Below are 11,955 nucleotides of genomic sequence, written 5' to 3' on the forward strand. Positions count from 1 at the left end.
CTGTCAGAAACGGACCTTTCCTTTAGAATCAGGCTTCCTGGGAACGAACCCCCCCCTGGTGCGTGTACCGTTCCCTGATGCCGTCAACGGTTTCGATCTCATCGATGGACTTGTCGTCCCGCAGCCTGATGAAACGCGGGAACCGAAGCGCAAAACCACTCTCGTAGTTTGGACTCTTCTGGATCTCGGAGTAACCAACTTCGACCACCATCCCGGGCTCGAACCGGACCTCTTTTCCCTGCTGGCTTATTACCCTGTCTTTCAGTAGGACATAGATCTCCTGGAGCTGCTCATCGGAAAACCCGGTTGCCACCCTCGAGAGTGGGACAAGCTCGCCCTGATCCTGGCAGGCGAGAAGGAATGAACCAAAGACATGTGCCCGTTTCCCCTCGCCCCAGTCGGCACCAATGACTGCCAGGTCGAGGGTATCAACGTCCGGCTTGATCTTGATCCAGTTCTTCCCCCGCACTCCCGGGGTGTAAGGCGACCCCGGCACTTTCAACATTAACCCTTCGTGTCCGGCGGCGAGCGCATCGCGATACATCCGATCTATCTCCTCCGTATCGTCGCTCACGATCTGGGGGGCCAGGTGCGCGTTTAATACGCCCACGAGCTTTCTCCTTCGCTCAAATAGAGGGAGATCGATCAAGGTCTCCCCGTCCAGGAAGAGGATATCGAAGACGTATGGGACCATTTGGATCTCCTCCCGGATCGAATCGATCCCATACTTTCTCCGGAATCTCCGGAGGACGGTCTGGAACGGCATCGGCTTTCCGTCCGAAGTGGCGATGACCTCGCCATCCAGGATGACGTCATGCGTGGTGGCGGCCATCAGAACCTCGGTGACGTCTGGAAGGGCAGCGGTCACGTCTTCCAGCTTCCGCGAGTACATCCTGCAGCGGTTCCCTGCTTTGTGGAACTGGAACCTGCTCCCATCATACTTGTACTCGGCGGCCATCGCACCGTTATCGGCAACCGCTCCGGTGACGGTACCCTGCTGGGCAAGCATCATCCGTACCGGGCGGAACGGTTCGATCCTGACATCACGAAGGCGATCGCTGCCCTGCCGGGCCAGGAGGGCAACCTTCCCGAGGTCGTTTTCCGCCTGGAAGGCGTGTTCAACGAGAGCGGGATCAACTGAGAAGGCCCTGGCGATTGCTTCCCTGACGTTTCCCTCACCGACCCCGATCCGGAGATCCTCGAGCATGATCCGGGAGAGATACCTCCCTTCGAGTGGCCTGGAATTTGTGAACAGACGCCTGACCAGGAGGAGCTTCTCACGCTGCGACTTCTTTCCCTCCGAAGCAGCGATGGATGTGAGGTCCCGATACACGTCAGTGATGGTCAGGTCTTCGGGAAAGAATGAGGTTTGCTCTTTTTGGGCGAGGAGCTCCTCGACCGCCCGTCCCACGTCCCCGGTGCGGTTGATGACCCGGACCACATCGTCCCGTTGAATGCCAGCCACGTACGCGATGCCTTCATACAGGAGGTTCGGACCAATTCCGAGCTTTGCCGGGCTCCAGTCGGGGAAGATCCTTCCCATCACGAACCGGATGAAGATCGGTAATTCATCATCGGGAAGACCGGGGAGGACCCGGCTGATAATATCGATCATCTCCAACCTCCCGGAAGTTCCTTCCAGCTGCTCGCAGATCCGGGCGAATTCGATGAAATCCATACACAGCCCCCGTTTCGAGAACAGCATTGGCGGGGTCAGGGAATAAGAGTTCCCATCGGAGGACAATTAGAGCCGGATCCGCTGTGGCCATCCGGGATCGGTGCCTGGGTTAGAGGCAACTGCGATATCGAGGTCGCCGGCAAACAGTCCTACCGCTTCTCTTGCACTGGCAAGGGCTTTTTCCGGTGTGTTGTTCACTTCCGACAGGTGGGCAAGCATGATGCGGGCGACACTGGTGCAGCAGCTGCGGATGAAGGCCGCTGCATCCGGATTCGACAGGTGACCCCGTCGGGACCGGATCCGCCGCTTCAGCATATCAGGGTAGGGGCCGGTTCGGAGCATCTCGGGACAATGGTTGCTCTCGAGCACCAGCATGTTGCACCCAGAGAGCCACTCCTCCATCTCCCTGGTGATTACTCCAGTATCAGTGCAACAGCCGAGCACCGCGCCGTTGCCCGAGATCCTGAAACCGCAGGGTTCCCGGGCGTCGTGGGAAACCGGGAAGGCTTCGATACAAAAGCTGCCAATCTCAAACCGTTTCTGCCACCTGCACCGGACCAGGTCGATAGAAATGGCCCCTGTCCCCCGGCACCTGATGATCTCGCGGAGGGTCCCCCCGGTAGCGTAGATCGGGACATTCAGGTATCGGGCCAGGGCATAGGCTCCACGGATATGATCGATATGTTCGTGGGTGACCAAGATCCCTCTGATATTCTCTTCCGACCCCCCTGCCTCCCGGAGCCGGAAGAGGATCTCCCGCTTCGAGAGCCCGGCATCTACGAGGAGTGCATCGTCACCGCATTCAACATAGAGGCAGTTGCCACTGCTCCCGCTCGCCAGTGCACTGCACCGCATCTGTACCGTCTTTTGGGTTGAAGGGAGATAGTTCTGACGGAAGATGCCTTAAAGTGGTTCGTGATCCTGGATGCATTTGAAATGTATAACAGAATTATTTGGGGTATGGGGTATTTTTTTGAGAATGTGTGATGCAGGGTGAACGATGCCTCATGGAGAGAGAAAAAAAAAGATCAATAAAGGTTAGATTTACCTGAATATATCGAAGATCTGGTCGCTCCCGGTCGCAGCGAGCCGGTCCCGCTCTTCCCGCTCCTCGACAAGGGCAAGTAGTGGCAAGGACATGTCGATTCCCGGGACATGGCCGAACATCTTCTCGAGCTCGACCTGCTGGGCATGCATGAATAGGGAGTTGGGGATCTCCATGGGGCAGTTCTCCTCGCATTGACCACAGTTGACACAGGAATCAGCGATATGGGCAAACCGGATCAGGTGGAACATGAAATTGACCGGCAGGGTACCAGGTTCGACAAGGTACGGTTTCTTGGTGCTGCACTCGACACAGTAGCAGATGGGACACTGCTCGATACAGGCATAGCACTTGATACAGCGGGAGGTATCTGCAACGATCTTTTTCAGCCGTGCCTGCCCGGTCCCGAGTTCCTCGAAATCATGTTTCCTCCACTTGTCGGCGAGCTTATACATGGCTCCCTCTACCTTTGCGCGGATCTCGACTCCTTTCGGGATGGGAGCTTCGGTCTTAATCATGCCGGCATCGGTGGCCGCCTTGAGCAGGTTTGCGCCCTTCTCGCTGCAGACCTCGATGAAAGTGGCCTTTCCAGCCTTCTCCCCGATAACCCCCCAGTTCCCGCAGGCGAGGTCTGCCTGGCGGGTCACCTTGAGCTTGCACCGACGGCAATTCGTCCGGCGGCCGTAGCCCTGTTCTTCGAGTTCATCTATGGAGATGCCCTTGTGACCGCCCTCATACTCGATGATGAACTGGCCTTTGTCGATCTCTTCCTTGTGGACTTTGTCGGGGTCGACACCGAACTTCTCGGCAATCATCTTGCGGGCAACGATTGGACTGACCGACCCTCCGCAGTTCACCCCGATCATCAGGATGTTATCGAGGTTGACCTGCTGCCGTTTCGCCAGCTCATAGAGGCCCATCATATCGCAGCCCTTCACGGTCATGGCGATCCGGTAATTATTGGCCCCGTCGAGATATTTCTTCACGTATTTCGAGAGTAGCATGGTTCCACAGTGGAGGGACCCAGCGGTCTGGTCAAGCTCCTTGGGATCGGTGATGACGGCAGGGACCGCATCGTAAAGGTCGGCTCCTTTCTTCACCGCAAGGACCGCATCGACAGCCTTGCTTTCCAGGGCAAATTTAAGCAGCTGAGTGACGGCACCACCGCATTCTGCCCTCTTGGCCATCTCAGCATCGGTGGTCCAGGCATAGAACATGTCGCCTTTCTTCACCATCTCAATTACCTCCCGCGATCTTTTCCACTTTCACGGCACAATGCTTGAGCTCCGGCATCTTTGACATCGGATCAAGGGCAGTATTGGTGAGGTTGTTCGCTCCATCGGGAAAGTGCATTGCCATATAGAGCACTCCCGGGGCCACTTCATCGGTCACCCGGGCGATCGGCGTGGTCTCTCCCCTGCGACTCTGCAACTTGATTCGTTCTCCGTTGGCGATTTTGAGTCTCCCGGCATCATCGGTGTTGATCTGTACGAATGCTTCTGGCACTTCGTAGTTCAATATGGCCGCCCGACCGGTCTGGGTCCTGGTGTGGTAGTGGAAGATCAGGCGCCCGGTCATCAAGGTGAACGGGTATTCCGCATCGGCAACCTCCGCTGGCGGGCGGTATTCGATCCCAAAGAAAGTGCCAAGGCCGTCGGCCGAAGAGAACTTTTCACGGTGCAGGATGGGAGTGCCTGGGTGGTCTTCGGTCGGGCAGGGCCAGTGCACGGACTCTGGTCTGTCGATTCTGATGTTCGTGGCCCCGAACATAGACGGTGTAACCTTGCGCATGTCGTCCCAGATCTCCTGGGGTGACTTGAAATCGAAGCCCTTGAGCCCGAGCTTCTTTGCCAGCAGGACGAAGATCTCCCAGTCCTCCTTGGCATCACCGGGTGGGTTGACGGCCTTCCTGACACGGTTGATACGGCGTTCACCGCTGGTGAATGTACCGTCTTTTTCGGCAAACGAGGCGCCGGGGAGTACCACATCGGCATACTCACAGGTCTCGGTCCAGAAGATGTCCTGGACTACCAGGAAGTCAAGCTTTTCGAGGGACCGCTTTACGTGGTTCGAATCAGGGTAGGAGACGACCGGGTTCAGGGCGAAGATATACATAGCCTTGATGGGGTCGCCGCACTGGCTGATCTGCTCGGTCAGGGTCGATCCGTACCATTCGGGGAGCGATCCTGCCGGCATGCCCCATGCCTTCTCCATCTTTTCGCGCATCTCCGGGAGCTCGCATTTCTGGTATCCCGAATAGACGTTTGGATAGGCCCCCATGTCACAGGCACCCTGGACGTTATTCTGGCCGCGGAGGGGGTTTACACCCACGCCTGGGCGCCCGATGTTGCCACAGAGCATGGAGAGGTTGCCGAGCGACCGGACGTTATCGGTACCGGTGGTGAGCTCGGTTATCCCCAGGCAGTAGACAATGACGGCGTTCTTTGCCGCCGCATAGCGGGAGGCGATCTCCTTGACCTTCTCCGTAGGAACTCCGGTGATATTCTCAACTTCGGCATACTTCTCCACCATCTTTTTCAGATCCTCGAACCCTTTGGTCCGCTTTTCGATGAACTCCTTGTCATGCTTGCCTTCTTTGATGATCCAGTACATGATGGAGTTGGCAAGTGCGATGTGAGTGGAGGGGTTGAACCGGATCCATGTGTCTGCCAACCTTGCGGTCGGAGTGTATCTCGGGTCAAGGCAGATGATCGGAATCCCTTTCTGTTTTGCCTGGGCAATCCGCCGGCCGGCCAGCGGGTGTGCTTCTACCGCGTTTGAACCCCAGAGAAGAATCAGGTCCGAGTGCAGGACATCTTCAAACGGGTTCGTGGCCGCTCCAGACCCGAACGAGAGGGAGAGCCCTGCTACCGAAGGGCCGTGGCAGATGCGGGCGCAGTTGTCGACGTTATTTGTCTTGAATGCCACACGAGCGAGCTTCTGCATGATGTAGCACTCTTCGTTCGGCGTCCTGCAGGAGACCTGGAAACCGAGCGACTTCGGCCCATGCTTGTCACACGTCTCTTTCAGCTTTTTGGCAACAAGGTCAAGGGCTTCATCCCAGCTGGCTTCTTCGAACGTGCCGTTCTTCTTGATTAACGGTTTTGTCAACCGGTCCGGGCTGTGGACAAATTCCCAGCAGGTCATACCCTTCGGGCAGAGTTTCCCCTCGTTGATAGGGCTCCTCCGGTAAGGTTCAACACCGGTCAATTTCCCGTCTTTTACCACGAGGTTTAACGTGCAGCCCACCCCGCAGTAGGGGCAGGTTGTCTGCACATATTTCAATGATGGTACGGATGGCTTGCTCGTCATGGAGTCTCTCCTGAAATGAATAGTTAGTCAGCAATGCTTTACTTTTGCATGCAGTTTAACCGATAAGCTTGTGTTAGTTTTTATTAATAAAACTAGTTATTTTTCTTGAAAATTTGTTGATTACTGGTGGGTATAAAGAGACATTTCGGAAAAAAATTAGTTGGAGTATTTTGATGGACCAAGCTTCGGAGCGAAAGCACGGTCGGCCTCTTCCCTGATCGCATTGCCAAACAGCGCCAGCGGAATCTCCATCGGGCAGAGCTCCTCGCACTGGCCGCAGTTGATGCAGCTGTCGGAAATGTGGGCGAACCTGCGCAGGTGGAACATAGGATCGGCAGGAATGAATCCCCTGCGGATCATGGTGGAGTCCTTCTTGAGCATATCGGCAACCGGGAAGCAGACCGGACATTTCTCGATGCAGGTGTAGCATTTGATGCACCGCCCGGTTTCTTCGGAGATGACTTCCCAGAGGTTCTTGGAAATAGCCGAGAAATCCTTCTGTCGCCACTTCTGCCCGAGTTTGAGCATGGCATTCTCGGTCTTGCCCCGGATCTCGATTCCCTTCGGTTCCGGAGCGCTCACCTCAAGTGCCTTTGCTTTCACTGCTTTGCTCAGGAGGTCGGCACCCTTGTCGCTGCAGACCTCGACGAAGGTGGCTTTCCCGGCCTTGTCACCAATCACACCCCAGTTTCCACAGGCAAGGTCGGCCTGGCGCGGGATCTTGTAGAGGCAACGGCGGCAGTTGCTCCTGCGGCCGTATCCCTCGTCCTCAAGGTCGTCGATCTTGATACCTTTGTGGCCGCCCTCATACTCGATGATGAACTGGCCTTTGTCGATCTCTTCCTTGGTCACCTTATTCGGGTCGACACCGAACTTCTCGGCAATCATCTTCCGTGCAGTGATCGGGCTGACTGTGCCCCCACAGTTTACGCCGATCAACAGGAGGTTGTCCAGATCGATTTCACCCCTCTTTGCAAGCTCGAGGATGCCCATCAGGTCGCACCCTTTTACGGTGATACCGAGTTTCTGTTTCTTGGCCCCGTCAAAGTAATTTTTCACCAGCTTCGAGACTAGGAGGGTACCGCAGTGCAAGGATCCGGCAGTATTTCCCAGATCCTTGGGATTGGTGATGATTGTCGGGATCGCATCGTAAATATCAGCACCCCGCTTCACGGCCAGGACTGCATCAACCATCTTGTTCTCGAGGGCATATTTCAGGAGGGTGGTGACAGCACCGCCGCATTCCGCCTTCTTTGCTATGTCAGCATCGGTGGTCCATGCGTAGAACATGTCCCCCTTCTTAACGTCAGGTTTTCCGCCAAAGAGAGCCATTTATTTCGCCCCCGCAATCTTTTCCACTTTTACGGCACAGTGCTTCAGCTCCGGCATCTTTGACAACGGGTCAAGCGCGGTGTTGGTAAGTGCATTGGCACCCTGGGGGAAATGCATCGCCATGAACAGGACCCCGGGGGCCACTTCATCAGTCACCCGGGCGACAGGGGTGCTCTCGCCCCGGCGACTTTTGACCCTGATTTTCTCCCCATCGGCAATGTTGAGTTTCTTGGCATCGAGGGTATTGATCTGGATAAAGCCTTCTGGCACCTCGTAGTGGAGAATTTGCGACCGATCGGTCTGGGTCCTGGTGTGGTAGTGGAAGATCAGGCGCCCGGTCATCAGGGTGAACGGGTATTCTGCATCAGCAACCTCCGCGGGCGGGCGGTATTCGATTCCGAAGAAGTTACCGAGGCCATCGGCCGCTGCAAACTTCCCAATGTGCAGGATCGGGGTTCCCGGGTGGTCTTCGGCAGGGCAAGGCCAGTGAACGGACCCGGGAATGTCAATACGCGGGTTAGTGGCTCCGAACATGGACGGGGTTACGCTGCGCATGTCGTCCCAGATCTCCTGGGGTGACTTGAAATCGAAGCCCTTGAGCCCGAGCTTCTTTGCCAGCAGGACGAAGATCTCCCAGTCCTCCTTGGCATCACCGGGTGGGTTGACGGCCTTCCTGACACGGTTGATACGGCGTTCACCGCTGGTGAATGTACCGTCTTTCTCAGCAAACGAGGCGCCGGGGAGTACCACGTCGGCATGCTCGCAGGTCTCGGTCCAGAAGATGTCCTGAACCACGCAGAAGTCGAGTTTGTCGAGGGACCGCTTGACGTGGTTAGAGTCAGGGTAAGAGACGACGGGGTTCAGGGCGAAGATGTACATAGCCTTGATAGGATCGCCGCACTGGTTGATCTGCTCGGTAAGGGTCGACCCGTACCAATCGGGGAGCGATCCTGCGGGCATGCCCCATGCCTTTTCCATCTTCTCGCGTACCTCCGGAACCTCGCACTTCTGGTACCCGGAGTAGACGTTCGGGTAGGCACCCATGTCACAGGCGCCCTGGACATTGTTCTGGCCCCTGAGCGGGTTAACCCCGACACCCGGCCTCCCGATGTTTCCGCACAGCATGGAGAGGTTCCCCATCGAGCGGACGTTGTCGGTGCCTGTAGTTAGTTCTGTTATCCCGAGACAGTACACGATGACCGCATTCTTTGCTTTTGCATACGTGCGGGCAAATTCCTTGACCTTCTCGGTCGGCACTCCGGTGATGTGCTCGACTTCGGCATAATTGTCGACGGTTTTTTTCAGGTCTTCGAATCCCTTGGTCCGGGTCTTTATGAACTCCTTGTCGTGCAGATCTTCTTTGATTATCCAGTACATGATTGAGTTGGCGAGGGCAATGTGCGTGGACGGGTTGAACCGGATCCAGTCGTCGCCAAGCCGGGCTGTTGGCGTATACCGGGGATCGAGGACTATTATCGGGATGCCCTTCTTCTTGGCCTGGGCGATCCGTCGGCCTGCCAGCGGGTGCGCCTCGACCGCGTTGGAGCCCCACAGGACGATCAGGTCAGCGTTCAGGACGTCCTCGAAAGGATTCGTAGCCGCACCTGAACCAAACGAGAGTGAGAGCCCCGCAACCGAGGGTCCGTGGCAGATGCGGGCGCAGTTATCGACGTTGTTGGTCTTGAAGGCTACCCTGGCGAGCTTCTGCATGATGTAGCATTCCTCGTTCGGAGTCCGGCAAGAGACTTGGAAGCCGAGCGACTTCGGCCCGTATTTATCGGATATCTCCTTGAACTTCTTTGCCACAAGGTCTAGGGCCTCGTCCCAGCTGGCATCTACGAACTTCCCGTTTTTCTTGATCTTCGGTTTCGTCAGCCGGTCAGGGCTGTGGATGAACTCATCGCAAGTAGCGCCCTTAGGGCAGAGTTTCCCTTCGTTTACCGGGCTCCTTTGCGAAGGTTCGACACCGACCACCTTACCACTCTGTACAACGAGGTTGAGAGCGCACCCCACCCCGCAATAGGGGCAGGTGGTAGTGACATACTTCAGTAATGCATCGTCTTTACTCATAACTTCACCATAGAGTATTTTCCGGAAATCCAGAAAATTTGGTTTAACTTTTTTGTGCAGTTAATGACTTATCTCAATATTATATAAATTTTAATAAATCAATTTTATTAGTTAATATATTGGCATTAACTGTCTATAAAGACGATAGAATATATATCAATATATCGATCTGACCTTAAGGAGAATCCTTTCCAAATCATTATTTCTGAACATATCCCTCGAATAAATATGCAGTATCCGAAGGACGGCCATCAGGTTGGCGACCTGCGGGGGAGTATGGATGCATATGGGATTTCCGCCGAGCTCCAGAACCAGTTTACCCGGAGTATCACCTTTCATGGCGTAACGGCGCCTGGAGCGTTCATCGCGGTCTTCATGGTGGACTTCTGCCTTGAACTCCTCGAAGCACATCCGCGGGAACGACTGTATGCTATCGCCGAGACCTACCGGTGCGTGCCCGATCCGGTCCAGGTCATTACGGGGTGCACGTTCGGAAATCACCGCCTGCAGGTTATTCCAATCGGAAAATTCGCCCTGACCATGAATCGCCCCGCTGAAACACCGGAAACGGAAGGTGTACGGGTCTATGTCGATGCGGAAAAACTGAAAGAGTTTCCGATCATCAATGCGTGGTATACGCGCAGCCCCGGGTTCAGCAGCCTGAGCATGATCTACCCACTAATCGATGAGATACTCAAGGCCGGAAGGGATATCCTTTCCGTCCAGCGGGTCAGGGTGCGGGTTCCTCTCAAGCAGTCGTGGAAATCAATTCGGTGTACCTCCTGCGGTGAACTCGTCCCTGATGTAACGATCGAGGGGGGGGTGTGCAGGGGATGCGGATCAGGGTCGTATTACGAGGTAATTTCCCACTATTGATATCCTCATTACACCATTTGGATACGGCCTCATATAAACCTAACTTCGCCACTTTTCAGTACTTCCATCAAATTTAAACGACTTAACCCAATTCGCCAGAAGCAATTTACCAGTGATTTGGCGCCTCCAGGCTACCATATCTCTTGATAAAATCTCCAAGAATTGGGCGTATTTCTGGGGAGAAGTTGGAAATGATCTTGACAGGATACCCAAAAGAAGGGTATATGATCGTAAGTGTCAAATTCGTGAGATAATTTTTGAGGACTTTCAGATTTTTCACGACGGGATCTTTACAGAAAAGTTGTGTCAAACTCACCAGGACTTTGGTGAGGAAAACGATCAACACGCACCCGATCACCGCGTGTTTGGACCAGTGCCGGATCGGCCGGGCTCGGCTCCTTCTTTGAGGTCCCGGATGAACTTCTCTGCACGGTCACGATTCTTGTAGGCATTCAGGATGTTTTCGGGATCATCATCGATGGTTGATTCAAGCACGAAGAAACCTTCAAGACCGGTTACATAGGGGTTGGGGATATCGCCAATGATCTTCTGGAGATGACCACGGGCGATGATCCACCCTCAGGAGCGATATACTGGCCGAGATCTTTTCCGCGTTCAACCTTCTTTGTGAGAACCTTCCCCTTCTCCAGGTCTTTCTCAAGTTTCCTTGCTTTCTTCGTCAACTGGTCACAGGCCAGGTCGTCACAGAAAAATATGTACCGGACTTCTTCGCCATCCCGATATTTGACACATGAATAGACCCGGTTGCCAGAAACGAATGAAACCTGGCTTTCTTTCCTGGCATGGTAGATCGTTATCTCGTTCCGGTATGGTCCTTTCTTCTTTGCTTTCAGGGTCAAATAATGGAACTTCAGATCGCGGATCCTTCGTTTGTTATCCTGGGTATTCCCTCCACAGTCAAACACCAGAAGACTGCCTTCAGGAAGAACGCTCGAGCATAACCGGATCAGCATCTGCATATGCTTTTTATCCTGAACATTTCCTTTCTGGATGGTCAGCATCGTCGGTATGTTATTGAGGCCGACACTGATCCCAAATGCGATCTGGAGTTTCCCTGGCTGATTGTCCCGGGAATACCCTAACTCCCCCAGCGGACATTTTGTCCCCTCAAAGTAACTCGAACTGAAGTCCACGAACTGGGTTGGATCCACGAGGCTCTGCTGGGAGATCCAGCGTTGAAACTGGTCAAGAACAATCGACTTTCTTTCTCCCAGTCGTTCCAGAGTCCGATACAAACTCCGGTCTGAAATTGTATCTTCAAACCCCAGTGTCTTGAGAAGTTCGTCGGGGGTAAAGTCCAGAATCTTATTGATCGATACCGATTGATTGAGTTTGTTGCTGATGAGAAGCTTTTACGGATGGTATGAATGACTTGCTTCGACCACCAACTCCGCCAAGAACTGATGCGAAAAAGTTGGTCTCCGAATCAATTTTATCGATTAATGCTATATTACCTAATGAGAAGGCTGTGTTTTTTTGCATGAAATTATATAAACACTACCTTCTCATCCTTCTTCTGGCGAAGTCAGGTTTTAAAACCCGGACGGTCGGATCCCCCGATATCCGGTTATTAACGGGATCTTCATTCTCATCGAAGGATGACATACCGGTGGATACCCCG

The 11,955-nt window shown here is 54.4% G+C and carries 9 protein-coding genes; 1 reads left to right on the forward strand and 8 read right to left on the reverse strand.

The genetic code is table 11. The features are described 5' to 3' along the window. Positions 1-28: 28 nt before the first annotated feature. The 6 genes from IPI71_07930 to fdhF (IPI71_07955) all read right to left on the reverse strand — a co-directional run bounded on the left by IPI71_07930 (position 29) and on the right by fdhF (IPI71_07955) (position 9,437). Positions 29-1,678, reverse strand: a complete 1,650-nt coding sequence (locus IPI71_07930) for an ATP-dependent DNA ligase (GenBank protein ID QQR70586.1) — start codon at positions 1,676-1,678, stop codon at positions 29-31. Positions 1,679-1,744: 66 nt separating this feature from the next. Next, a complete protein-coding gene (locus IPI71_07935; GenBank protein QQR70587.1) occupies positions 1,745-2,533 on the reverse strand; it encodes an MBL fold metallo-hydrolase in 789 nt (262 codons plus the stop codon). Positions 2,534-2,722: 189 nt separating this feature from the next. Further along, positions 2,723-3,958 carry a Coenzyme F420 hydrogenase/dehydrogenase, beta subunit C-terminal domain gene (locus tag IPI71_07940; GenBank protein QQR70588.1) on the reverse strand — a complete coding sequence of 412 codons (1,236 nt, stop codon included), beginning with the start codon at positions 3,956-3,958 and terminating at the stop codon, positions 2,723-2,725. Position 3,959: 1 nt separating this feature from the next. Then, positions 3,960-6,035, reverse strand: coding sequence for a formate dehydrogenase subunit alpha (gene fdhF, locus IPI71_07945; GenBank protein QQR70589.1), 2,076 nt, complete (start codon positions 6,033-6,035; stop codon positions 3,960-3,962). Between the two features lie 156 nt (positions 6,036-6,191). Further along, positions 6,192-7,367, reverse strand: coding sequence for a Coenzyme F420 hydrogenase/dehydrogenase, beta subunit C-terminal domain (locus IPI71_07950; GenBank protein ID QQR70590.1), 1,176 nt, complete (start codon positions 7,365-7,367; stop codon positions 6,192-6,194). Then, complete coding sequence (gene fdhF, locus IPI71_07955) at positions 7,368-9,437, reverse strand: formate dehydrogenase subunit alpha (protein QQR70591.1); 2,070 nt, start codon at positions 9,435-9,437, stop codon at positions 7,368-7,370. A gap of 228 nt (positions 9,438-9,665) precedes the next feature. Here fdhF (IPI71_07955) and IPI71_07960 point away from each other — a divergent pair, with 228 nt between their 5' ends. After that, positions 9,666-10,313 (forward strand): formylmethanofuran dehydrogenase, encoded by a 648-nt coding sequence (locus IPI71_07960; protein ID QQR70592.1) that lies wholly within the window; start codon positions 9,666-9,668, stop codon positions 10,311-10,313. 354 nt (positions 10,314-10,667) lie between these two features. Here the strand turns inward: IPI71_07960 and IPI71_07965 are convergent, their stop codons facing one another. Beyond that, the gene (locus IPI71_07965; GenBank protein ID QQR70593.1) at positions 10,668-10,808 is read right to left on the reverse strand and encodes a hypothetical protein; all 141 of its coding nucleotides are present in this window, start codon (positions 10,806-10,808) and stop codon (positions 10,668-10,670) included. Between the two features lie 20 nt (positions 10,809-10,828). Further along, positions 10,829-11,569 (reverse strand): hypothetical protein, encoded by a 741-nt coding sequence (locus IPI71_07970; protein QQR70594.1) that lies wholly within the window; start codon positions 11,567-11,569, stop codon positions 10,829-10,831. Between the last annotated feature and the right edge of the window lie 386 nt (positions 11,570-11,955).

It is taken from the genome of Methanolinea sp. (genome assembly GCA_016699325.1).
GTDB lineage: Archaea > Halobacteriota > Methanomicrobia > Methanomicrobiales > Methanospirillaceae > UBA9949.